The 23,666-nt window shown below is 69.7% G+C and carries 24 protein-coding genes; 19 read left to right on the top strand and 5 right to left on the bottom strand.

Going from position 1 to position 23,666, the window contains the following annotated elements:
* The 3 genes from M4D77_RS17885 to M4D77_RS17875 form a co-directional block, all read left to right on the top strand.
* Positions 1–809, top strand: an 809-nt coding sequence (locus M4D77_RS17885; RefSeq protein ID WP_259936833.1) for an iron ABC transporter permease, incomplete at its 5' end; no start/stop codon positions are given.
* Positions 806–1,849 carry an ABC transporter ATP-binding protein gene (locus M4D77_RS17880; protein ID WP_259936832.1) on the top strand — a complete coding sequence of 348 codons (1,044 nt, stop codon included), beginning with the start codon at positions 806–808 and terminating at the stop codon, positions 1,847–1,849. The genes M4D77_RS17885 and M4D77_RS17880, both read left to right, overlap by 4 nt.
* Positions 1,850–1,919: 70 nt before the next feature.
* Positions 1,920–2,768, top strand: coding sequence for a DMT family transporter (locus M4D77_RS17875; RefSeq protein ID WP_165630806.1), 849 nt, complete (start codon positions 1,920–1,922; stop codon positions 2,766–2,768).
* Positions 2,769–2,775: 7 nt separating this feature from the next.
* On the opposite strand, the gene M4D77_RS17870 is transcribed toward M4D77_RS17875, so the two are convergent.
* Positions 2,776–2,952 carry a hypothetical protein gene (locus M4D77_RS17870; protein WP_091344396.1) on the bottom strand — a complete coding sequence of 59 codons (177 nt, stop codon included), beginning with the start codon at positions 2,950–2,952 and terminating at the stop codon, positions 2,776–2,778.
* A gap of 209 nt (positions 2,953–3,161) precedes the next feature.
* Between M4D77_RS17870 and typA the strand changes: the two genes are divergently transcribed.
* The 7 genes from typA (at position 3,162) to cofG (ending at position 12,395) form a co-directional block, all read left to right on the top strand.
* Entirely contained in the window at positions 3,162–5,072 is a 1,911-nt protein-coding gene (gene typA, locus M4D77_RS17865; protein ID WP_058252521.1) for a translational GTPase TypA, read from the top strand.
* 69 nt (positions 5,073–5,141) lie between these two features.
* A complete protein-coding gene (locus M4D77_RS17860; RefSeq protein ID WP_137809068.1) occupies positions 5,142–7,115 on the top strand; it encodes an ABC transporter family substrate-binding protein in 1,974 nt (657 codons plus the stop codon).
* Positions 7,112–7,996 carry an N-acetyl-1-D-myo-inositol-2-amino-2-deoxy-alpha-D-glucopyranoside deacetylase gene (gene mshB, locus M4D77_RS17855; protein ID WP_137809045.1) on the top strand — a complete coding sequence of 295 codons (885 nt, stop codon included), beginning with the start codon at positions 7,112–7,114 and terminating at the stop codon, positions 7,994–7,996. Before M4D77_RS17860 ends, mshB begins: the two co-directional genes overlap by 4 nt.
* 12 nt (positions 7,997–8,008) lie before the next feature.
* Positions 8,009–8,398, top strand: a complete 390-nt coding sequence (locus tag M4D77_RS17850) for a facilitated glucose transporter (protein ID WP_137809044.1) — start codon at positions 8,009–8,011, stop codon at positions 8,396–8,398.
* 60 nt (positions 8,399–8,458) lie between these two features.
* Positions 8,459–9,595 carry an FO synthase gene (locus M4D77_RS17845; RefSeq protein ID WP_259936831.1) on the top strand — a complete coding sequence of 379 codons (1,137 nt, stop codon included), beginning with the start codon at positions 8,459–8,461 and terminating at the stop codon, positions 9,593–9,595.
* A gap of 53 nt (positions 9,596–9,648) precedes the next feature.
* Positions 9,649–11,151, top strand: coding sequence for an NAD(P)/FAD-dependent oxidoreductase (locus tag M4D77_RS17840; protein ID WP_139104736.1), 1,503 nt, complete (start codon positions 9,649–9,651; stop codon positions 11,149–11,151).
* A complete protein-coding gene (cofG, locus tag M4D77_RS17835) occupies positions 11,148–12,395 on the top strand; it encodes a 7,8-didemethyl-8-hydroxy-5-deazariboflavin synthase CofG (protein ID WP_259936830.1) in 1,248 nt (415 codons plus the stop codon). Before M4D77_RS17840 ends, cofG begins: the two co-directional genes overlap by 4 nt.
* 30 nt (positions 12,396–12,425) lie before the next feature.
* Here the strand turns inward: cofG and M4D77_RS17830 are convergent, their stop codons facing one another.
* Together M4D77_RS17830 and M4D77_RS17825 are read right to left on the bottom strand one after the other, a co-directional pair.
* Positions 12,426–12,800, bottom strand: coding sequence for a rhodanese-like domain-containing protein (locus M4D77_RS17830; RefSeq protein WP_259936829.1), 375 nt, complete (start codon positions 12,798–12,800; stop codon positions 12,426–12,428).
* Positions 12,797–13,450, bottom strand: coding sequence for a cysteine dioxygenase family protein (locus M4D77_RS17825; protein ID WP_137809040.1), 654 nt, complete (start codon positions 13,448–13,450; stop codon positions 12,797–12,799). The genes M4D77_RS17830 and M4D77_RS17825 overlap by 4 nt, the downstream gene beginning before the upstream one ends.
* Positions 13,451–13,891: 441 nt before the next feature.
* Between M4D77_RS17825 and fdxA the strand changes: the two genes are divergently transcribed.
* Both fdxA and dapC read left to right on the top strand, forming a co-directional pair.
* Positions 13,892–14,221 carry a ferredoxin gene (fdxA, locus tag M4D77_RS17820; RefSeq protein ID WP_058252527.1) on the top strand — a complete coding sequence of 110 codons (330 nt, stop codon included), beginning with the start codon at positions 13,892–13,894 and terminating at the stop codon, positions 14,219–14,221.
* 10 nt (positions 14,222–14,231) lie between these two features.
* Positions 14,232–15,374 carry a succinyldiaminopimelate transaminase gene (gene dapC, locus M4D77_RS17815; protein ID WP_259936828.1) on the top strand — a complete coding sequence of 381 codons (1,143 nt, stop codon included), beginning with the start codon at positions 14,232–14,234 and terminating at the stop codon, positions 15,372–15,374.
* 12 nt (positions 15,375–15,386) lie between these two features.
* Here the strand turns inward: dapC and M4D77_RS17810 are convergent, their stop codons facing one another.
* Both M4D77_RS17810 and dapD read right to left on the bottom strand, forming a co-directional pair.
* A complete protein-coding gene (locus M4D77_RS17810; protein ID WP_065632638.1) occupies positions 15,387–15,629 on the bottom strand; it encodes a DUF3072 domain-containing protein in 243 nt (80 codons plus the stop codon).
* A 48-nt stretch (positions 15,630–15,677) separates the two neighbouring features.
* A complete protein-coding gene (gene dapD / locus M4D77_RS17805; protein WP_078112956.1) occupies positions 15,678–16,643 on the bottom strand; it encodes a 2,3,4,5-tetrahydropyridine-2,6-dicarboxylate N-succinyltransferase in 966 nt (321 codons plus the stop codon).
* Between the two features lie 178 nt (positions 16,644–16,821).
* On the opposite strand from dapD, the gene M4D77_RS17800 reads away from it, so the two are divergent.
* From M4D77_RS17800 to M4D77_RS17770, 7 genes are all read left to right on the top strand, one after another.
* A complete protein-coding gene (locus tag M4D77_RS17800; RefSeq protein ID WP_065632640.1) occupies positions 16,822–17,337 on the top strand; it encodes a DM13 domain-containing protein in 516 nt (171 codons plus the stop codon).
* 4 nt (positions 17,338–17,341) lie between these two features.
* Positions 17,342–18,439 (top strand): succinyl-diaminopimelate desuccinylase, encoded by a 1,098-nt coding sequence (gene dapE / locus M4D77_RS17795; protein WP_226513696.1) that lies wholly within the window; start codon positions 17,342–17,344, stop codon positions 18,437–18,439.
* Between the two features lie 46 nt (positions 18,440–18,485).
* Positions 18,486–19,265 (top strand): TIGR00730 family Rossman fold protein, encoded by a 780-nt coding sequence (locus tag M4D77_RS17790; RefSeq protein ID WP_065632642.1) that lies wholly within the window; start codon positions 18,486–18,488, stop codon positions 19,263–19,265.
* 43 nt (positions 19,266–19,308) lie between these two features.
* Positions 19,309–19,866 (top strand): TIGR00730 family Rossman fold protein, encoded by a 558-nt coding sequence (locus tag M4D77_RS17785; protein WP_226513695.1) that lies wholly within the window; start codon positions 19,309–19,311, stop codon positions 19,864–19,866.
* Positions 19,867–19,921: 55 nt separating this feature from the next.
* Complete coding sequence (locus M4D77_RS17780; RefSeq protein WP_226513694.1) at positions 19,922–21,727, top strand: long-chain-acyl-CoA synthetase; 1,806 nt, start codon at positions 19,922–19,924, stop codon at positions 21,725–21,727.
* A gap of 71 nt (positions 21,728–21,798) precedes the next feature.
* Positions 21,799–22,623: a dihydropteroate synthase gene (gene folP, locus M4D77_RS17775; protein ID WP_137809065.1), complete on the top strand. Its 825-nt coding sequence runs from the start codon at positions 21,799–21,801 to the stop codon at positions 22,621–22,623.
* Positions 22,620–23,648, top strand: coding sequence for a glucosyl-3-phosphoglycerate synthase (locus M4D77_RS17770; RefSeq protein WP_226513693.1), 1,029 nt, complete (start codon positions 22,620–22,622; stop codon positions 23,646–23,648). The genes folP and M4D77_RS17770 overlap by 4 nt, the downstream gene beginning before the upstream one ends.
* The last annotated feature ends 18 nt before the right edge of the window (positions 23,649–23,666 follow it).

The following is a 23,666-nucleotide window of genomic DNA, read 5'->3' as shown; positions in this document are numbered from 1 at the left end:
GGGTCGCCGGCGGCCGCTGGACGCGGCCGGCGGTCTGGGTGGTGGGGGCGTGGACAGCAGTCCTCCTCGTCGGACCGGTCCTGGTGCTGGTGGTGCGGTCGGTCCGGCCGGTCGCCCACGGCGACTGGACCCTCGCCGGCTACCGCGCACTGGCCGAACCCGTCAACGGGGTGACACCCCTGGAGAGCCTGCGCTATTCGCTGGTGACCGCGACCGCGGCGACCGCCATCGCCCTGGTGGTCGGGACGCTCGCCGCCGTCGCGCTGCATCGCGCGCACGGAGTCGTCGGGGCGATCGGCTCGGCCGTCTCGCTCATCCCGCTCGGGATCAGTGCTGTCACACTCGGATTCGGCTACCTCATCGTACTGGCGTCGTTGCCGTACGAGATCGCCGCATCACCCGCGGTCATCCCACTGGTCCAGGCCCTCATCGCGATTCCGGTGGTCATCCGCATCATGATGCCCGCACTCGAGTCGGTGCCGGTCCGGTTGCGGCATGCCGCGGCGACGTTGGGAGCCACGCCGTTTCGCGTCTTCGCGACCGTCGACCTGCCGATCGTCGGAAGGTCGATTGGGGCTGCCGGTGGGTTCGCCTTCGTCATGGCCCTGGGCGAGTTCGGCGCGACGAGCTTCCTCGCCCGCGCGGACACGACCACCCTTCCGGTACTCATCGGGTCCGCCCTGAACCGCCCAGGCGCCGAGAACCTGGCCACCGCCATGGCCGCCTCGGTGGTCCTCGTCATCGCGACGGTCGTCGCAGTCGTCGTGGTCGAGGCGTTCCGGCCCCGCTCGGAGGTGCCGCTGCTGTGACCACGCAGAGTTCATTGGAGATCTCCGACCTCACGGTCGCGTACGGCGGCGAGACCGTCATCGACGGTCTGTCGTGGCGGCTCGTGGGAGAGGGGTCGCTGGTGACCGCGATCCTGGGCCCGTCGGGGTGCGGCAAGTCGACCCTGATCCGGACGATCGCCGGACTCGAGTCGCCGGTCGGTGGAACGGTGCGGTTCGGCGGAGTCGACCTCGCCGGCGTCGAGGTCCATCGGCGGGACTTCGGGGTCGTCTTCCAGGACGGGCAACTTTTCGGCGGGCGCAGTGTCGCGTCGAACGTCGCGTACGGGCTGAAGGTGCGGCGCTGGTCGCGTCGCGCCATCGCCGATCGCGTCGCCGAGATGCTCGACGTCGTCGGACTCACCGGCTACGACAAGCGTCTCGTGGAAACCCTGTCGGGCGGCCAGGCCCAACGGGTCGCGCTCGCGCGTGCCATGGCCCCGCGTCCGCGTCTGCTGTTGCTCGACGAGCCGCTCGCCGCGCTCGACCGGCGGTTGAGAGACGAATTGGCCGTGGAGATCTCGGAGATCGTGCGAGCGGCCGGCGTGCCGACGATGGTGGTGACCCACGACCACGCCGAGGCGGCCACCATGGCCGACGAGATCGCGGTCATGCGGGACGGGGTGATGATCCAGACCGACGTTCCGGCGGCGCTGTGGCGACACCCGGTCGACGAGTGGACCGCGCGTTTCCTCGGCGCCACGACCGTCGTCGATGCGCAGGTCCGGTCGGGTGTTGCCGACACCGTGCTCGGCGAGATGCCACTCGACCTCCCCGACGGCAGTCGCAGGCTCGGTCTGCGGCCCGAGTCGGTCTCGATCGGCCCGGCGTCGCCGGGGGCGGACGAGGACACGGCAGCGACAGCGACCGTCGTGCTCGTCGCCGAACTCCCGGCCGGGCCGCGCGTGCGCATCGACACCCCGGTCGGCGAGATCGATGCGGTCACCGACGCCTTCGTCGCGATCGGCGACCGGATGCGGGTGCGTCTGGTGCCGGAACGGGTCGCGGTGATCGGGTCGTGACGCCGCGTGGGCCGGCGAGGCGGTCGTCGTGCCGGTGACACGGCGGGACCTGCTGGTCCCGCCGGGACTGATGGTCGTCGGAGCGACCTCCATGTATCTCGGCGCGGCCGTCGCCGTCGGCCTGTTCGACGTCATCTCCCCGGCCGCCGTCGCGTGGTTGCGGATCGCCGGGGCCGCGCTGGTGTTGCTGCTGTGGGTGCAACCGGCCCGGACGGCCTGGCGTTGGGAGCGATTGCGCCTCGCCGGATGCTTCGGGCTGATCACCGCCGGGATGAACATCGCCTTCTACGAGGCGCTCGCGCATCTGCCCCTGGGCACGACCGTCGCCCTGGAGTTCCTGGGCCCGATCGTGGTGGCCGCCTTGGGTTCTGCGACGCGTCGCGATGTCGCCGCACTCGTCCTGGCGGCTGTCGGCGTGGTCCTGATCGCCGATGTCCGGTGGTCGGGAACGGCGATCGGCGTCGTCCTGGCGCTGACCGCGGCCGCCTGCTGGGCGGGGTACATCGTCCTGGGCAAACGGGTCGCGGCGCGAGGCACGGGCGTCGAGGATCTGGCGACCGGCTTCGCGGTGGCCGCGTTGCTCACCGCGCCGCTCGCGTGGTGGGTGGCCGACGCGGTACGCGCGGGGGCCGCGCTGCCGGTGGTCCTGGCCCAGGGGTTGCTGCTCGGCATCGCGTCGACCGCGGTGCCCTACGCACTCGACCAGATCGTGCTGCGGCGGGTCGGCCAGGCAAGGTTCGCGATCCTGCTCGCGCTGCTGCCGGTGACGGCGTCGGTGATCGGGTTGCTCGCGCTGGCGCAGGTGCCGCGGCCCCTCGAAGCGGTAGGGATCGCGCTCGTCGCGGTGGCGGTGGCCGTGCGATCGGTCGACGACGACAGCCGGTCCGACGATCGCGAGGCGGAGATGCCGCCGGGGTGACCGCGAATCAGGCGGCGCGCGCCTTCTTCAGTGCTTTGTGCAGCTCTTTCTTCGACATGTCGGAGGTGTCGAGCTTGCGCATCCGGTGAATGACCACCGGGCAGCGAACACAGCGCGTCGAACTCTTGCAACACTTCTTCTTGGGCTTCAGAGAGCCCACCTTGGTCGGGTCGACCTTGCCCATACGGCGAGGTTAGCAGACCCTAACTACAACTCTTGTGGGTGCTGTGATCGCGGTCTCACCGCCCGAGCCGATAGTCTGTGACGTTGAATCCCTAGGTGATCTGCTCCCCGCGCCGGTCAGAGCCGTTCGGCTGCGAACGTTCCAGACGTTCGGCAGTGACCCGGACGCCGGCCGCCGCTGCCGGTCCCCAACCACACGAAAGAGAGCCAGTGAGCGCTGTCCCCACCTTCCGCAACGTCGCGATCGTCGCGCACGTCGACCACGGAAAGACCACACTCGTCGACGCCATGCTGCGCCAGTCCGGCGTCTTCGGCGAGCGCGCCGAGGTCGTCGACCGGGTGATGGACTCCGGTGACCTCGAACGTGAAAAGGGCATCACCATCCTCGCCAAGAACACCGCGGTCCACCGGCGCCAGCCGGACGGCACCGAGGTCGTCATCAACGTCATCGACACCCCCGGCCACGCCGACTTCGGCGGTGAGGTCGAGCGCGGCCTGTCGATGGTCGACGGCGTGGTCCTGCTCGTCGACGCCTCCGAGGGCCCGCTGCCGCAGACGCGCTTCGTGCTCCGCAAGGCGCTGGCCGCCGAGCTGCCGGTGATCGTCGTCGTCAACAAGACCGACCGTCCCGACGCCCGCATCCAGGAGGTCGTCGACGAGACGCAGGATCTGCTCCTCGACCTCGCCTCCGACCTGGACGAGGAGGCCGCGAAGGCCGCCGAACTCGTCCTCGAGCTCCCCGTGCTCTACGCCTCGGGCCGCGCCGGTGTCTGCAGCACCGAGCAGCCGGCCGACGGCGAGATCCCGGCGGGGGAGAACCTCGACTCCTTCTTCGACGTCCTGCTCGAACACGTCCCGGCGCCCAAGGGTGACCCGGACGCGCCGCTGCAGGCACACGTCACCAACCTCGACGCGTCGGCCTTCCTCGGCCGTCTCGCGCTCGTCCGCATCCACAACGGAACCCTCCGCAAGGGCCAGCAGGTGTCCTGGTGCCGCGAGGTCGACGGTGAAGCCGTCGTCGAGCGCGCCAAGATCACCGAGCTCCTCGCCACCGTCGGAGTCGACCGGGCGCCCGCCGAGTCCGCATCGGCCGGTGACATCGTGGCCGTCGCCGGTATGCCGGAGATCATGATCGGCGACACCCTCGCCGACCTGGAGAACCCGCAGCCGCTGCCGCGCATCACCGTCGACGAGCCGGCGATCTCGGTCACCATCGGCACCAACTCGTCGCCGCTGGCGGGCCGGGTGTCGGGCCACAAACTGACCGCCCGCATGGTCAAGCAGCGTCTGGACACCGAGCTGATCGGCAACGTGTCGCTGCGCGTGCTCGACATCGGCCGGCCCGACGCCTGGGAGGTGCAGGGACGTGGCGAGCTCGCCCTGGCCATCCTCGTCGAGCAGATGCGTCGTGAGGGCTTCGAGCTGACCGTCGGCAAGCCGCAGGTCGTCACCCGCAAGGTGGACGGCAAGGTCCAGGAGCCGTTCGAGCATCTGACCGTCGACGTGCCCGAGGAGTACCTCGGCGCGGTCACCCAGTTGCTCGCCGCCCGCAAGGGCCGCATGGAGCAGATGAACAACCACGGCACCGGCTGGGTCCGGATGGAGTTCATCGTGCCCTCGCGCGGCCTCATCGGGTTCCGTACCGACTTTCTCACCGAGACCCGCGGCACCGGCATCGCCAACGCGGTGTTCCAGGGTTACGACGCCTGGGCGGGCGAGATCCGGGCGCGCCACACGGGTTCGCTCGTCAGCGACCGGTCGGGAACGGTCACCCCGTTCGCGATGATCCAGCTCGCCGACCGCGGCACGTTCTTCGTCAACCCGGGCGACGACTCGTACGAGGGCCACGTCGTGGGGATCAACCCGCGCCAGGAGGATCTCGACATCAACGTCACCCGCGAGAAGAAGCTGACCAACATGCGTCAGTCCTCGGCCGACGTGATGGAGACCCTCGCCAAGCCGATGCAACTCGACCTCGAGGGCGCCATGGAATTCTGCGCCGCGGACGAGTGTGTCGAGGTCACCCCTGAGGTCGTGCGAGTGCGTAAGGTGCACCTCGACTCGACGACGCGCGCCCGTGAGCGCTCGCGGGCCAAGTCCCGGGATGCCGCCGTCAGCTGAGTGTCGATGGCGCTCCGGCGCCGCATCACGGTGGCGGGCGCGTCCGACGGACCGAGAAGCTTCTTCGTCATGGGGGTATCCGAGGTGAATCGCGCGAGACCACGACCGGGCCGCGAGGCCGCGAACCGGGTCCGTGGGCGGTTGCTCGGCATGCTCTCGTGCAGCGTCGCCCTGCTCGTGGTGCTGACCGCCTGCATGTCGGATCCGCCGCCCCCGGTCCGCGACACCGGGCCACCGCCGACCCCGACCGAGTACCCGGTGGAGAAGACGATCTACATCGCCACCGACTCGGTCGGATCGGGCTTCAACCCGCACATCGCCGCCGACCAGAATCCGGTGACCACGGCGGTCGCGGCGATGACGCTGCCCAGCGCGTTCGCGCCGGTCCAGACCCCGGGCGGGACGGTGTGGGAACTGCAGCGCTCGTTCGTCACCTCCGCTGAGGTGACGTCGCGGGCGCCGTTCACCGTGACCTACCGCATCCACACCGACGCCCAGTGGTCCGACGGCCTGCCGGTGACGGGCGACGACTTCAACTTCCTGTGGCAGCAGATGTCCCGGCAGCCCAACGTCGTGGCACCGGCCGGCTACCGGCTCATCGACTCGGTGCAGTCCCGGGAGGGCGGCAAGGTCGTCGAGGTGCGGTTCGAGTCGCCGTACCCCGCGTGGCGAGAGCTGTTCACCGGATTGCTGCCCAGTCACGTGCTCAAGGGTGCGCCGGCCGGCTTCCAGACCGGGATGGACACCGGCAAGCCGGTTTCGGCCGGGCCCTACGCGATCGTGGGGATCGACAAGACCCGCGACGAGGTCCGCCTCGCCCGCAACGACCGGTATTGGGTCACCCCGCCCCGGTTGGATCAGATCGTCCTCCGCCGCGCCGGCACATCGGCCCAGATGCTCGACTCCGTACGATCCGGCGACTCGGCCATCGTGGCCCTCGGCGCCTCGCCGGCCACCGACGCGGAACTGACCGCGCTGCCCGGTCTCGAGACCGCCCGCAGCCTGACGTCGCGGTCACTCGGTGTCAGCGTGAACGCCCGCACCGACGCGATGAGCTCGGTGGAGGTCCGGCGCGCGATCCTCGGGTTGGTCGATCCGCGACTGACCACCTTCGCCGGTGCCGGCGACTGGGTCGTCGAACCGTTCGCGAACACCGTCTTCGCGCCGTCGGATCCGGGCTATTCACCGGTCGACCGCCCGCGCCTCGGGGCGGCCGAGGTCGACGCCCTGCTCGGCGCCGCCGGTTACCGCCGCGCCGCGCCCGAGCCCGTCGGCTCGGCATCCCCGGTGCCGTCGGCGTCGTCGTCGGAGCCCTCCTCGGTGTCGCCGTCGTCCCCGTCCGGGTCCACGCCCGCGTCCGAGGCGCCGTCCGCCGGCGGGTCGGCGACGCCCGGGGTGAGCGAGACCCCGAACGAGGGTCTGGTCGAGGTACCTGAACTACCCGAGGGAATCCTGCCGTTCCAGCGCGACGGGCAGGACCTCATCGTCCGTGTCGGTGCGGTCGCCGGCGATCCGCGGACCACGTCGGCCGCGTCGAGCATCGTCGACCAGCTCCGAGGTGCAGGGGTGCGCGCTCAGGTCGTGACGCTGCCCAACAGCGAGCTGTACGGGTCGGCGCTCACCAACCAGCGCGTCGACCTGGTCGTCGGGTGGTCGGGGCTCGGCGTGCCGCCGGCGTCGTCGCTCGCGTCGCAGGTCGACTGCAACCAGCCCAAGCCCGGTACCGAACCGTCGCCCGCGACGCCGCCGACGCCCACCAGCATCGCGCCGAGCGGTGGCGATCCCGGGGACAGCTATGCCAGCAACGTGTCCGGGTTGTGTGACCCGCGGCTCATCGAGCTCGCGCGCACCGCACTCTCCGAGGACGACCCGATCCCGACGCTGAACGAGGCCGAGCCGCTCCTCGCCGCGCAGGCGATCTACCGGCCGCTGTACCAGGACTCGATGGTCGTGGGCACCACGTCCGCGGTGCGCGACGTCCCGCTCACCGGACCCATCCAGGTCTCGATCTTCGGGACCGCGGTCAATTGGGAGCTGACGTGACCGGTGTCCCGGCGGATCGCCGGCTGCTGCTCGTCCACGCTCATCCCGACGACGAGACGATCATGACCGGCGGCACCATCGCCCGGTACCTCGCCGAGGGCGTCGACGTGCGGGTGCTGACCTTCACGCTCGGGGAGGAGGGCGAGGTGATCGGCGACGAGTGGGCCCAGCTGGTCGCCGACGGCGGCGCCGACCAGCTCGGCGGGTTCCGGGTACTCGAACTCACGCGGGCACTGGCCGAGCTCAGTCCCGCCGGCCGACCCGCGTTGCGGCCGCGATTCCTCGGCGGTGCGGGCCGATGGCGGGACTCCGGGATGGCCGGCGCCCCGTCCGCGAACCACCCGCGCGCACTCGTGCGGGCACCGTTCGACGAGCCCGTCGAGGCGTTGGTCGACGTGCTCACCGACTTCGCACCCCAGGTGGTCGTCAGTTACGACGCCTCGGGTACGTACGGCCATCCCGATCACAAACTGGTGCACGAGGTCACGACGGCCGCGGTCGCCCGCGCCCGGGAAGTCGGTCCGGGCCCGGACAAGATCTACGAATCGGTGACCGAACGCAGCGCACTGGACTCCGGGCTCGCCGGTGTCGCCGCGGTACCCGACGGCTGGCGGATGCCCCGCGACGGTGAGCTGCCGAGCTATCCCGACGCCGACATCACCACCGAGATCGACATCAGCGCGTACCTCCCACGAAAGGTGGCCGCCCTGGCCGCCCACGCCACACAGGTGACCGTCGCGGCGTCCGGGACGGAGTACGCACTGTCGAACAACATCGTGCAGCCGATCGCCGGTGCGGAGCATTACATTCTGGTCGAGCCGGAGCGTCACGGGTCCCCGGACGGGAAGCGTGAGTCGGACCTGTTCGCCGGGGTCGACTGAGCCGTGGCCCGCATGGTTCGGCCCGTATTGGGCTCCGTCCTCGACCGACTGCTCCTGGGATTCCTCGTCGTCGACGGGTTCGCGATCGGGCTCGTGAGTGTTGCGTTCACCTATCAGCGCTTCGGCGGCGTCGCGCTGCCCGTCGCGGCACTTGCCGCCGGCGTGGTCAATGCGGCCCTACTCTGGCTCGCGGCCGGCCTCACCGCGACCCCGTGGCGGTACGGGCCACTTGCCGCGTGGGGGCTCGTCGTCGTGATCGCCGGCGGGCTCCCCGGCCCGGGCGGGGACGTCGTGCTCTCGATCAGCAGTGGTTACCTCGTACAGACCCTGCTGCTCGTCGTCCTCGGTGTCGGGCCGTGCGCCGCGCTGGGCTGGACGGGGCGGCTGCCCGAACCCGACTGACCACCGCTCCGCTGGGGCGCTCTGCGTTGTGCCGCGACGGGCGGCGTTAGAGTGAGAGACATGCTTCTGCGCGCGTGGGCCGAAGACATCATGGCCCCGATCGAGCGCGTCACGGCCGCACTGAGCCGTGTCCGTGACGACCCGACTCTCGGGGCCGACGCCCTCGACGATGACGGCTGGGTCGCCCTCCTGGGTGCCTCGGGTGCGCAGCTCGACGAATTGTGCGATCTGGCCGACACCGTGCGTCGGCAGGTGACCGACCCGGAGGTGTTGACCTTCGTGGTCAACCGCAACCTCGACACCGGGGTCGTCAGCCGGCTCGGACCCGACGACCCGGGTCTCGACGAACTGGTCGCCGAGTCGGTCGCACTCGGCGCGACCGAGATCTGCATGCAGGGACCCCTGCCCGCCGAACTGCCGGCCGACGGATACGTCCGACTCGTGGAGGACATCACGGGTGCCGCCGACGGGCTCCACCTGCACGCCTATCGGGCCCCGGAGATCGTCGACGGCGCCGAGCGTGCCGGGATCACGATCGTCGAACACCTCGAGCGGCTTCGGTCGGCGGGCCTGGGGTCGGTGCCGGGGACCGCCGCCCAGGTCCTCGACGACACCGTCCGGGCGACGCTCTCACCCACCGGCACGGCGCCACCGGTCGGCAGCTGGGTCGACGTCATCGAGACCGCCCACCGCGTGGGTCTCTTCTCCACCGCGACGATGCTCTACGGGCACGTCGAGACGCCCGCACACCAGATCGCCCATCTTCGACTGCTACTCGAGATCCAGCGTCGCACGGGCGGTTTCAGCGAACTCATCCTGATGCCACTGCTTCCCGAGAACGTGCCGCCCCACCTGGACACCCCCTCGCGGACCGCGTCGGAGCGGGAGACCCGCGCGTTGCACGCCGTCGCCCGCCTCATGACCGCAGGCCTCCTCGACCATCTGCAGGTGGCGTGGACCAAACTGCCCGCGGCCACCGTCGATCTGGTGTTGCGCGGCGGGGCAGATGATCTGGGTGGGCTGTTGCTCGACGGCACCCTGATGCCGGGCGCGGGACCGGAGTCAGGTCGTGTCCTCGACGCCGCGGCTGTCGTCGACATCGCGGCGCGAGCCGGACGGAGGCCGCGTCAGCGCACCACCCGCTACGGGGTGCCAGAGCCCGACCGGCAACTCCCGCTGCCACAGGTGTCCGCGTGAGCCGGAGCATGTCTTCCGGGCGGGCGGCCGGAGCGCAGCAGCGCGCCCTGACGATGGACGACGTGGATGTCGCCATCATCGGCGCGGGCTTCGCCGGGCTCGGGATGGCGACGCAGCTCGCGCGCCGCGGGCGGGAGTCCTTCGTCGTGCTCGAACGCGCTGACGGCGTGGGGGGCACGTGGCGCGACAACACCTATCCCGGCATCGCCTGCGACATCCCCGCCCATCTGTACTCGTTCTCGTTCCGGCCGCCGGCCGACTGGTCGGCGCGGTTCCCTCGTGGCGCCGAGATCCGCAGCTATCTCGAACAGATCGTCGTCGACGAACGACTCGCCGACCGCATCGAGCTCAATCGCGAACTACGCGAAGCGGTCTGGGACGAGCAGGGGGCGCACTGGGTGATCACGGCGGCGGCGCCGGACGGCCGGGCCGTCACCTTCCGCGCTCGCTCGCTGGTGCTGGCGGTCGGACGGTTGTCGGAGGCGCGCATCCCCGACATCGACGGACTCGACACCTTCCCGGGACAGGTCGTCCACACGGCCGCCTGGCACGACGACGTCAACGTTGCGGGCGCGCGGGTCGGGGTCGTCGGAACAGGTGCGTCGGCGGTGCAGCTCATCCCGCACCTCGCCGACTCCGCGGACGATCTCGTCGTGTTCTGCCGCACGCCACCGTATGTCGTGCCGCGCGCGGACCGGCTCTACACCGACGACGAGCGGGCCGCCATGCTCGACCCCGTCGTCGCGGCGGAGGTGCGCGACCGACTGCTCACCGAAGCCGACGGGGCGTTCCGGCAGCGGCTCGGGTTGCATCCGGACATCGACGAGATCCGTTCCCGTGCACGGGATCACCTCCACGGGCAGGTGGCCGATGCCGACCTCCGTGAACAACTGACCCCCGACTACGAGATCGGTTGCAAGAGAATCCTGCTCAGCGACGACTTCTATCCGGCACTGCAGCGGTCCAATGTGGTGTTCGAGTCGAGTGCTCTGACGTCGGTCGCCGAGACCAAGGCCACCGCGCACAGTGGTCACACCTACGATCTCGACGTCCTGGTGATGGCAACCGGTTTCGAATCCGCACGCCCGCCCGCGGCATCGCGAATCACCGGTCGTGCCGGTCGGCGGCTGTCCGACCACTGGTCGGCGGGCATGACGTCTTACGCCTCGACCGTGGTCAGCGGATTCCCGAACATGTTCGTCCTCGACGGGCCCAACGCGGCGCTCGGCCACAACTCGGCGATCTACATGATCGAGACGCAACTCGACTACGTCCTGGGCGCGCTGGAGTACATGGCCGGCAACGGAATCACGACTCTGGCGGTCTCGCCTGCCGCCGAAGACGAATACACGCGGGAGATCGACGCTCGCAGCGAGTCGACGGTGTGGCTGACCGGTTGTGAGAGTTGGTATGTCGACCCCGACAGCGGTCGCCTGACCCTGTTGTGGCCGGGCACCGCGGCGTCGTTCCGCGAACGCAACGGCACCTTCGACCCCGAACCGTACGAACCCCGTCCCGACGTCGGCACCGGAACACCTGAGGAGGGTGAGGAATGACCGAGAAGTTGACCGTCCGCGCGGCCCTGGACGCCGCGCGCGACCGGGCGCCGATCGGTCTCGACGAGGCCGTGACGCTCCTGTCCTGCGCAGGAGACGACCTGGTCGAACTGCAATCGATCGCCGGGGCGCTCCGAGACGAGGGGCTGGCCGCGGTCGGCCGGTCCCGGCAGATCACCTACTCCCGCAAGGTGTTCATCCCGCTGACGCGCCTGTGCCGCGACCGGTGTCACTACTGCACCTTCGTCACGGTCCCCGGAAAACTCGCCCGCGCGGGGGAGGGGCTCTATCTGGAACTCGACGAGGTCGTCGACCTCGCCCGCCGCGGCGCCGAACTCGGCTGCAAGGAGGCGCTTTTCACGCTGGGTGACCGGCCCGAGGACAGGTGGCCGCAGGCCGGCGAGTGGCTGGCCGAACGGGGTTACTCCTCGACGCTGGACTACGTTCGTGCCGCCGCGGTCGCCGTGTTGTCGGAGACGGGTCTGCTGCCGCACCTCAACCCCGGGGTCATGAGCCTCGAGGAACTGCTCCGCCTGCGCCCGGTCGCACCGTCGATGGGCATGATGCTGGAGACGACGTCGCGTCACCTGTTCACCGAGAAAGGCCAGGCGCACTACGGAAGCCCCGACAAGGACCCGCTGGTCCGCATGCAGGTGCTGCGCGATGCGGGCACCGCTCGCGTCCCGTTCACCACCGGGATTCTGGTCGGGATCGGCGAATCACTCACCGAGCGGGCCGAATCGCTGCTGGCCCTCGCCGATGTGCACGCCCGAGGCGGGCACATCCAGGAGGTGATCGTGCAGAACTTCCGGGCTAAGCCGGACACCGCGATGCGCTCGACCCCCGACGCGGAGATGACCGAGTTCCTCGCCGCCGTCGCGGTCGCCCGGGTTGTCCTCGGCCCACACATGCGGATTCAGGCGCCGCCAAATCTGGTGTCACCCGCGGAATGCGCCGCGCTGATCGCGTCCGGCGTCGACGACTGGGGTGGGGTGTCGCCGCTCACGCCCGATCACGTCAACCCGGAACGCCCGTGGCCTCACCTCGACGCCCTGGCCGCCCGCACCGCGGAATCGGATTTCGTTCTCACCGAACGCATCACCGCGCAGCCGCCGTATGTGCTGAACGGTGCCGACTGGATCGACCCGGCGCTGACCCAGCACGTCGCCGCGCTCGCCGACCCGGTGACCGGCCTCGCCGTCGACACCCGCCCGGCCCCGCGTCCGTGGCCGGCGGTTGCTTGAGGGAAGCACCTGTCGTCGGGTGCGTGGCAGTCAGTCGAGAACGGGTGCGAGCGCTTCGTATCCGCCGACGACGTCGGTGGCGCGGTGCAACCCGAGGTCCTGCAGGGCCGCGGCGGCCAGGCTCGACGTATAACCCTGGGAGCACAGGACGATCCAGCGGACGTCATGGTCGACGGCCTGGTCGATGCGCGCGTCGCTCGCCGGGTCGCACCGCCATTCGAGGACATTCCGTTCGATGACGAGAGCACCCCGGGCCTCGCCCTCCTCCGCGCGCTGCGCCGCGGGACGGATGTCGACCAGCACCGCCCCGCCGGCCAGCTCGGCGGGGACGTCCGCGGCCTCGACCCGCGCGATCCGCGACCGTGCGTCGGCGAGTACGTCGTCGATGGTGCGGGGAGCGCTCATTCGGGCTGGTCGGTGAGGACGGTCCGGTTGCGGCGCAGGTGGCCGCCCTCGGAGATGTCGTAGTACGACATCGCGGTCAGCGGCGGTGAGTAGGCGTGCACGCTGAGCGTCGGGGTCACCTGCGGGCTGGTCTCCGCACCGATCTCCGGGGCGGCGACGACCGGGTTCCGCACGACGTCGTGCACCCACCCGAGAGGGAAGGCGGCCTGGTCGCCGGCGTCGAGGATGCGCACCGCCAGATCGTCTCCCGTCCAGTGATACTCGCGCAAGCTGCCCGACAACACCGTCAGGGCTCCGAGCGAACCGGCGTGGTCGTGGAGTTCGGTGGCCTCGCCCGGCGTCCAGCTGATCAGCCAGACGTCGACGTCGTCGTCGGCGTGCAGGCGCGTCGCCCAGCGATGCCGTTCGTCCCAGACCTCCGGGAGCAGGTCGTCGTGGCGACCGTCGAGGACGTCTGCGACGCCCTGGTCGGTGATGCGGAGGAGGTCGGCGGGCCGGAGCCGCGTCGGCAGGTGACCGAGGGCGCGCGGGGCCGCGGTACCCGGACGCTCGCGCAGCGGCGACGACGTCCGAGCACGATTCCGGGCGGAGGAAAGAGACGATAACGCGGACTGAGGCGCCCGTTCGGTGCGGGCGAGGGTGGAGGTCATGGCGAATCCTTGCGAGAGTCGAAGAGGATGTGGTGAGGCCGATCGGTTCAGCAACAGCACATCGACATCGACCGCGCGGTGGGTCGGTGCGGCACCCGGGCACACGCGCCCGCGGGTCGGTGTCCGGTGAGGACGGATTCGTCGACGACGATCATGCGCCCGACTCTGCACGCGGATCGTCGCGGCGTCGAGGTTTGGCGGCACGCTGAACGAAACCCGGAGCGGCGTCTCGCGGTCGGCGATGTGATCCTCGTTACTCAAACCCGGATTCGGGCGCCTCTGGACGGGGGTCGATTTCGTCGCAGCGTCTCCCGGGGCGGATACTGTGGGGTGCGGTTCGACCAGCCCTCGGGCCGCACCGGCGCCGACGCCGGAGTGCCGTTCGACGCCGAACTGCGTTTCTCGTCGCGCCGACCCGGATCTTCCCTAGCGAAGGAGTGAGTGGTGACCTACATCATCGCGGAGCCTTGCGTCGACGTGTTGGACAAGGCTTGCGTGGAGGAGTGCCCCGTCGACTGCATCTACGAGGGTGGACGCATGCTCTACATCCAGCCGGATGAGTGCGTCGACTGCGGTGCGTGTGAGCCGGTGTGCCCGGTCGAGGCGATCTTCTACGAGGATGATGTTCCCGACGAATGGGAGCCCTACGTCAGCGCGAACGCCGACTTCTTCGACGACCTCGGCTCCCCGGGCGGCGCCAGCAAGGTCGGCAAGACCGAGGCCGATCCGGCGTTCATCAAGGGTCTCCCGCCGATGAACGAAGAGGACTGACCGCCTCCGCATGAGCAGTCCTGTCTCCCGTACGGCTGCGCCCCTGCGCGTCTCCTCGACCCGCGTCAGCGGGCGCCTGCCCGACTTCCCGTGGGACACGATCGCCGATGCGAAGGCGACGGCTCAGGCCCACGCCGACGGCATCGTCGACCTGTCGGTCGGGACGCCCGTCGACCCGGTGCCCGCACTCATCCGCGACGCACTCGCCGAGAACTCGGCGTTCCCGGGCTACCCGACGACGATCGGGACCCGCGAGTTGCGGGAGGCGGCCGCGGGGTCGCTGATCCGACGCCACGGGGTCACGTCGCTCGACGAGACGGGAATCCTGCCGGTCATCGGTACCAAGGAGGCGATCGCCGGCCTGGCCTCGACCTTCGGGCTCGGACCCGGCGACGACGTGGTCATCCCCGAGGTCGCCTACCCGACCTATGAGGTGAGCGCCCTGCTCGCCGGTGCGCGGGCGGTGCGGGCGGATTCGACCGTCGCGCTGGGACCGATGAACCCGGCGCTGATGTTCATCAACTCGCCGTCGAATCCGACCGGCAAGGTCCTCGGCCTCGATCATCTCCGCAAAGTCGTGGGATGGGCGCGCGAGCGGGGGACCGTCGTCGTGTCCGACGAGTGTTATCTCGGTCTGAGTTGGGAGGGCGAGCCGCTGTCGATCCTCGACCCGAGGGTCTGCGACGGCGACCACACCGGACTGCTCGCGGTCCACTCACTGTCCAAGATCTCGAACCTGGCGTCGTATCGCGCCGGATTCTTCGCCGGCGACACCGATCTGATCGCCGAATTGCTCGCGGTCCGCAAGCACGCCGGACTCATCGTGCCGTTCCCCGTCCAGGGAGCGATGACCGCCGCACTGGCCGACGACGCACACGTCGACGAGCAGCGCGAGCGTTATGCCGAGCGTCGTCGGCTGCTCAAAGCAGCCGTGGAGGGTGCGGGCTTCCGGGTCGACCATTCCGAGGCGGGCCTGTATCTCTGGGCCACCCGGGACGAACCGTGCCGGGAGACCGTCGCCTGGCTCGCCGACCGCGGAATCCTCTGTGCTCCAGGCGATTTCTACGGTCCGGCGGGTGAGCGCCACGTTCGGATGGCGCTCACCGCCACCGATGAGCGGATCAGTGCGGCCGTCGCTCGTCTGACGGCCTGACACCGGCCCTGCTCAGCCGCGACCGCTCTTCTGTTGCAGGCGGTCGATCTCCTCGGACGCCTCGGCTTTCGTGAGGTCGGCCGAGAGGGTCTCGCCGGCCTCCCGTGCGAGGGTGTCGAGATAGCTCCGCTGCGCGCCGGTCATCGGCTCGTCGCCGGTCACCCAGTCGTCCGGGTCCTTCTCGGTGGAGTTTCCGGCGCCCGCGCCGAGGACGTCGTCGGTATCGTTCGTCGAACGATTGTTCGATGTGCTCATGTGCCCACCATACGTCGGGATGGGAGATCCGGCCAGTGAGCCAGGGCGTCAGTCGTTCTTGTGCAGCGCCTCGTTGAGGGCGATGCCGTCGCCCTTCCACGGCACGACCTCGACCGCGCCGGTCAGGCTGTTGCGACGGAAGAGCAGATTGGACTGGCCGGACAGGTCGCGCGCCTTGATCTGCGTGCCGTCGGGTCCGGTGACCTTGGTGCCGGCGGTGACGTAGAGGCCGGCCTCGATGACGCAGTCGTCACCCAGCGGGATGCCGCAGCCGGAGTTCGCGCCGAGGAGGCAGCGCTTGCCCAGCGCGATGATCTCCTTGCCGCCGCCCGACAGGGTGCCCATCGTCGAGGCGCCGCCGCCGATGTCGGAGCCGTCGCCGACGACGACGCCCGCGGAGATGCGACCCTCCACCATCGACGACCCGAGGGTGCCGGCGTTGAAGTTGACGAAGCCCTCGTGCATCACGGTGGTGCCGGCCGCGAGATGCGCGCCGAGGCGGATGCGGTCGGCGTCGCCGATCCGTACGCCGCCGGGCACCACGTAGTCGACCATGCGCGGGAACTTGTCGATCGAGTAGACGGTGACCGGTCCGCGGGCGCGCAGCTTCGCCCGTACCGACTCGAAGTTGTCGACCGCACACGGGCCGTGATTGGTCCACACCACGTTGGTGAGCATCCCGAAGATGCCCTCGAGGTTGGCGCCGTGCGGGGTGATGAGGCGATGCGACAGCAGGTGGAGTCGGAGGTAGACGTCGTAGGCGTCGATGGGTGCGGCGGAGATGTCGGCGATGCCGGTGCGGACCGCGACGGTCTTGACCCCGCGGGCCTCGTCGACGCCCACCAGCTCACGGAGGTGGGCCGGTGTCGACTCGTCGTCGAGGATCACGGTCTCCGCGGTCTCGACCCCGTCGAGTTCGGGTTCGGGGAACCAGACGTCGAGGACGACGCCGGGAGTCGAACCCCCGTCGATCACGGTCGCGATGCCAGTTGCGTGTGCGCCAGTAGATGTCACGACAGGTGAGTCTAGGTGATCGACACCGGCGCCCCCGCCCCGCCACCGGTGCCCCGGCGTCATCCATTCGGCCCAAAGACCTGGTCACGCGCTGTGCGCCGCTGGTAGGGTCGCCAGCATGACCGGTCATCCCCAGCCATCTGTACCGCCCCGGCGCCGCCGACGCCGCTGGCCGTGGGTGGTGGGCGGGGTCGGCGTCGTGATCGTGGCGGCGCTGGCGGTCGGGGCCGTCGTCTTCCAGCCGTGGCTGATCTTCGTCGACACCGAGGTCGACGACGCGATCCCGGTCGCGGTCACCCCCACGACGTCGACGCCGGGGCAGCCGCCGCCCGCCGGGCCGGTGGTCGTCTCGCGCGGCAGCCTGATCAGCCATGAGCACTCGACATCCGGAACGGTCTCGATCATCGAACAGCCCGACGGCTCACGCGTGCTGGCGATCGAGGACCTGGACACGACCACCGGCCCTGATGTCCACGTGTGGCTGTCGCAAGGGGACGTGGTCGAGGGGTTCGCCGGGTGGCGAACGGCCGCGGACGTCCCGCACGTCGACCTCGGCATGATCAAGGGGAACAAGGGCAACCAGGTCTACGAGATCCCCGCCGACGTCGAGCTGGGCGACTATCCGTCGGTGTTCCTCTGGTGCGTGAAGTTCAGCGTCTCCTTCGGCGCCGCGGAGATGGGCTCACTACGGTGAGGGAGTGAGCACCGACCTCGACCTGACCGCCGACCCCGTCGAACTGACCGCCGCGCTCGTCGACATCGAGAGCGAGTCGCGCAACGAGTCGGCCATCGCCGACGCGGTCGAGGCCGCCCTGCGCGCGCAGACGAGCGGATTCGAGATCCTCCGCCATGGCAACCGTGTCCTCGCACGGACCGACCGGGGGCACGCCCAGCGGGTCATCCTCGCCGGGCACCTCGACACCGTGCCGGTCGCCGGCAACCTCCCGCACCGCCGCGAGATGGATTCGGAGGAGGGCGACGTCCTGCACGGATGCGGCACCGTCGACATGAAGTCCGGTGACGCGGTGTTCCTCCACCTCGCGGCGACGCTGCCGGAGCCGGCCTCGGACCTGACGCTGATCTTCTACGACTGCGAGGAGATCGCCGCGGAGTTCAACGGCCTGAACGACATCGAACGCGAACTCCCCGAGTGGCTCGCCGGTGACGTGGCGATCCTCGGCGAGCCGACCGCGGGGCTCATCGAAGCCGGATGCCAGGGGACGCTGCGGGTTCGGTTGTCGACGACGGGAACCCGAGCGCACTCGGCCCGATCGTGGATGGGCGACAACGCCATTCACAAGCTCGGCGGTGTCCTGACCACGCTGGCGGGGTATGAGGCCCGTCGGGTCGACATCGACGGCTGCGAGTACCGCGAGGGCCTGTCGGCGGTCGCGGTCGGCGGCGGGGTGGCCGGCAACGTGATCCCGGACGCCGCGCACGTCGACGTCAACTTCCGCTTCGCACCGGACCGTTCGATCGACCAGGCGCTCGACCACGTCCGCGAGGTGTTCGGCGCCGACCTGGCCGACGGCAGGATCGGGCTGGAGGTCACCGATTCCGCGGCCGGCGCCCTGCCCGGGCTGGGGCACCCGGCGGCCGCGGCGCTCGTGGCGGCCGCGGGCGGACGCTTCCGCGCGAAGTACGGCTGGACCGATGTGTCGCGGTTCTCGGCGCTGGGAATCCCCGCGGTGAACCTGGGCCCCGGCGATCCCAATCTCGCGCATCGCGTCGACGAACGGGTGCCGGTGGAGCAGATCCGCGCGGTGACCGACCTGCTGCGCACCTACCTTTCCTGACCTCGCAGGACCGGCGGAGTCGGACGGCGCTGCTAGCGTGACCGCCATGTCGACCACGCCCGAACCGGAACCCGTCGAAGACGGAACGAACCCCGACACCTGCTACGTCGGCCCGATCCGGATCCGGCGAGACCAGCGCGGCAAGACCACGGACCGCCGCCTGCTGGAATGGGTCGACCCGCGCGACGCCACGCGTCGTTCCGAACGGACCATGCGCGACTCCTGGCGGGTCCTGCGCATCCAGTCCGAGTTCGTCGCCGGGTTCGATGCGATGAGCGAGGTCGCCGAGGCCGTGACCGTCTTCGGCTCGGCGCGACTGCATCCGGAGTCGCCGGAATACGCGCTCGGTGTCCGCGTGGGCCGAGCGCTGGGCGAGGCCGGGTACGCGGTCATCACCGGTGGCGGACCCGGTGCGATGGAAGCCGCCAACCAGGGCGCACATCAGGCCGGGGCGCAGTCCATCGGACTCAACATCGAGCTGCCCTTCGAACAGGGCCTCAACCCGTGGGTCGATCTCGGCATGAACTTCCGCTACTTCTTCGTGCGCAAGACGATGTTCGTGAAGTACGCGCAGGCGTTCGTCTGTCTCCCCGGCGGGATGGGCACCCTCGACGAACTCTTCGAGGCGCTGACCCTCGTACAGACCAAGAAGGTGGTGCGGTTCCCGATCGTGCTGGTGGGCAGCGACTTCTGGGGCGGCCTGCTTGCCTGGATGCGCGACGTCCTGGCCGCGCGCGGGATGATCTCGCCCGAGGATCTGGACCTGCTCACCGTCGTCGACGACCCCGACGACGTGGTCGCCGCGATCGAGGCCGCGACACCCTGAGGGTCGATATGACCTTCCCGGCCGACGATGGCACGATTGCCCGGTGAGTGCTGTCTGCGTCTATTGCGCCTCCGGTCCCGTCGACCAGCCCTACCTCGATCTCGCCGCCGAAGTGGGTCGGACGCTCGCCGAACAGGGGCATGTGGTCGTCTCCGGCGGCGGGAACATCTCCATGATGGGCGCGCTGGTCAACGCCGCTCGCGAGGCCGGTGGCCACACGGTGGGCATCATCCCGCGCGCACTGATGAAGCACGAGGTCGCCGACCTCGGGTCGGGCGAACTCGTGGTCACCGAGACCATGCGCGAACGCAAACGCCTCATGGACGAGCGTGCCGACGGGTTCATCACCCTCCCGGGCGGGATCGGGACGCTCGAGGAGCTCTTCGAGACCTGGACCGGGGGCTACCTCGGGATGCACGACAAACCGGTCGTCCTGCTCGATCCTGTCGATTTCTACGCGCCGTTGCTCGACTGGCTGCGAGAGTTGTCGACAACCGGGTTCGTCGCCCGACGATCGCTCGACCGGCTGCTCATCACGCGGTCGGTCGCCGACGCGGTGGAGTTGGCGACGGCACGGGAAGGTCTTGCTACCGGCCGGTAAGGTAGCGCGTGAGTGCGCGGGGCACTCGAAACGCCAGCGGGAGAGCGGAGGGCAGATGTCCCAAGGGGTCGAGCAGCAGGACAGTCGGCAGCAGAGTGTGAAGAAGACCGTCGGTATCCCCGACATCCTTCGCGGCGTGGTGAAGATGGCGCCACATGCGACCGGGATGATCAAGCACGCGCCGGGACTCATCCGACGCCCACCGGAGGCCAAGCGGACCATCGGTTCGGTCTTCCAGAAGCACGCGGCCGAACACCCCGACCGGCCGTTCGTCCGGTTCGAGGGCCGCACGACCACCTACGGCGAGGCCAACCGCCGCGTGAACCGTTACGCCGCAGCACTTTCCGCCGACGGCGTCGGCAAGGGCGACGTGGTGGCGCTGCTCTCCAAGAACTGCACGACCGACCTGCTGCTGATGCTCGCCACCGTCAAACTCGGCGCGATCGCCGGGATGCTGAACTACAACCAGCGCGGCGAGGTGCTCGAGCACAGCGTCGGCCTCCTCGAGGCCAAGGTCCTCATCCACGATCCCGAGTGCGCGGAAGCCTTCGAGTCGATCCCGGAATCGGTCCTGCCCGAACACGTCTACGATTTCGACGCGTTCGACGCCGCGGCCGAGGGACTCTCGGAAGCCGATCCCGAGGTCACCGAGCAGCTGCCCGCGTCGACCAAGGCGTTCTACATCTTCACCTCCGGCACCACGGGGATGCCGAAGGCCAGCGTGATGAGCCACAACCGGTGGCTGGCGAGCCTGTCCGGCATCGGCGGTCTCGCGGTGCGGTTGCGCCACAGCGACACCATGTACGTGCCGCTGCCGCTCTACCACAACAACGCGCTGTCGGTGTCACTGTCCTCGGTCCTCGCCTCGGGTGCGTGCATCGCCATCGGACGCTCGTTCTCGGCGTCGAAGTTCTGGGACGACGTGATCCTCAACCGTGCGACGGCCTTCTGCTACATCGGCGAGCTCTGCCGCTATCTCCTCGCCCAGCCAGAGAAGCCCACGGATCGTCAGCATTCCGTGCACACCGTGGTCGGCAACGGTATGCGCCCGGACATCTGGGACGAGTTCCGCGAGCGTTTCGGGGTCGACCGCGTCGTCGAGTTCTACGGGGCCAGCGAACTCAACCTCGCATTCGTCAACGCGTTCAGCGTCGACAAGACCGCCGGCTTCTGCCCGCTCCCGTACAAGATCGTGGAATACGACGAGGAGGGAAACCCCAAGCGCGGCGACGACGGCCGGCTCGTGAAGGTCGGCCGGGGCGGCACGGGCCTGCTGCTCGCCCAGATCAGTGACCGGGTGCCCGTCGACGGCTACACCGACTCCGAGGAGACCGAGAAGAAGATCATCCGCGACGCCTTCAAGGACGGCGACTCCTACTTCAACTCCGGTGACCTCGTCCGCGATCAGGGCTTCGCGCACATCGCCTTCGTCGACCGGCTCGGCGACACCTTCCGCTGGAAGGGCGAGAACGTCGCCACCACCCAGGTCGAGGGGGCGGTCGACTCCTATCAGGCCGTCGCGCAGTCGGTGGCGTACGGCGTCGAGGTCCCCGGCACCGACGGTCGCGCCGGGATGATCGCGATCAAGCTGCGCGAGGGCGCCGACCTCGACCCGGGCGCATTCGCCCGCCATCTCTACGACGCGCTGCCGTCGTACGCGGTGCCGCTGTTCGTGCGGATCGTCGACGATTTCGAGCAGACCTCGACCTTCAAGAACCGCAAGGTCGAGCTGCGCAAGGAGGGGTACTCCGACGCCGAGGCCGAACGGCTCTACGTGTTGCTCGGCAAGGAGGAGGGCTACACCGAGTTCTACGACGACTACCCCGACGATGTCGCCGCCGCCAAGGTGCCCAAGGGGTGAGTTCCGGCCCGGAGACGTCGGCATCGGACACGCTGTGCGGGCGGCGGGTGCCGACCGACCGCGCGTTGGTGATGGCGATCGTCAACCGCACCCCTGATTCGTTCTACGACCGAGGAGCGAGCTTCGACGACGCCGCCGCCCAGGCGCACGTCGACCGGGTCGTCGCCGAGGGCGCCGACATCATCGACGTCGGTGGGGTCAAGGCCGGACCCGGACGCGAGGTCGACGCCGCGACCGAGGCCGCCCGGGTCGTCGGCATGATCGCCTGGATCCGCGACCGCCATCCGGACGTGCTGATCAGCGTCGACACCTGGCGCAGCGAGGTCGCCGACCAGGCCTGCGCCGCCGGCGCGGATCTCATCAACGACACCTGGGCGGGATTCGACCCCGACGTCGTCGACGTCGCCGCCGAACGCGGGGCCGGGATCGTCTGCTCGCACACGGGTGGCGCGCGGGTGCGGACCCGGCCGCACCGCGTCGCATACGGGGATTCGGTCGACGCGGTGGTGGCCGACGTGATCCGGGAGGTGACCTCCGCGGCCGACCGGGCGCTCGCTGCCGGGGTGCGTCGAGACTCGATCGTTATCGATCCGACGCACGATTTCGGCAAGAACACTCACCACGGGCTGGCTCTGTTACGTGGTGTGAAAGATCTTGTTAACACGGGCTGGCCGGTCCTGATGGCGCTGAGCAACAAGGATTTCGTAGGGGAGACTCTGGGTACAGACCTAACGCACCGATTGGAAGGGACTCTGGCCGCGACAAGTCTGGCCGCCGCCCAAGGCGCCCGGATCTTCCGCGTCCACGAAGTCGCTGCCACTCGTCGCGTGGTCGACATGGTCGCTGCCATCGCGGGAGCGAAACCACCCGCCCGAACAGTCAGGGGACTCGCATGACCAAGCAGCAGAAGCGACGTAAGCCCAGCACCGTCAGCCGGGACAAGGCCGCCATGTGGCCGACGGTCGCCCAGACCCCGGGGACCGAGCAGCGCTGGTCGGCAACCCACACCTGGGAGCAGCCGGACTGGACGATCGACGACCTCGTCGACGCGAAGAACGGCCGGACCATCTCGGTGGTGCTGCCCGCGCTGAACGAGGAAGAGACCGTCGCCGACGTCATCGCCACGATCATGCCGCTGTACGGCACCGTGGTCGACGAGATCATCGTCCTGGACTCCGGTTCCACCGATGCCACCGCCGAGCGCGCGCTCGCCGCCGGTGCGCAGGTGATCTCCCGCGAGGAGGCGGTACCCGAGCTGGACCCGGTCAAGGGCAAGGGCGAGGTGCTGTGGCGTTCGGTCGCCGTGGCGACCGGCGACATCATCGCATTCGTCGACTCCGATCTCATCGACCCGGACCCGATGTTCGTGCCCAAGATGCTCGGTCCGCTCCTGCTGAACCCCGAGATCCAGCTGGTCAAGGGCTACTACCGGCGCCCGCTGCGCACGGGCGGTACGCACGACGCGAACGGTGGCGGACGCGTGACCGAGCTCGTGGCACGCCCCCTCCTGGCATCCCAGAAGCCGGATCTCACCGCGGTCCTCCAGCCACTCGGCGGCGAGTACGCCGGCACCCGCGAGTTGCTCTCGTCGGTTCCGTTCGCGCCGGGCTACGGGGTCGAGATCGGCCTTCTCATCGACACCTATGACCGGTACGGCCTGGCCGGGATCGGTCAGGTCAACCTCGGGGTCCGAACCCATCGCAACCGCCCGCTGGTGGAATTGGGGGTCATGAGCCGCCAGATCGTCGGAACCCTGATGCGCCGCTGCGGCATCGAGGACTCGGGCGTCGGGCTCACCCAGTTCACCGCCGAACCCGACGGCTCCTTCACGCCGCACACCACCGAGGTCTATCTCGAGGATCGTCCGCCGATGAACACCGTGCGCGCCCTGGCCCCCAAGGCCGAGGAGATGGCCTCCTAGCCGGCTCCGGACCTGATG

Origin of the sequence: Gordonia sp. p3-SID1431 (assembly GCF_025143765.1) — a bacterium.
Taxonomy (GTDB): Bacteria; Actinomycetota; Actinomycetes; order Mycobacteriales; family Mycobacteriaceae; genus Gordonia; species Gordonia hongkongensis.
The sequence above is the reverse complement of the archived record's forward strand: the minus strand, read 5'-3'. Positions and strand labels throughout refer to the sequence as shown.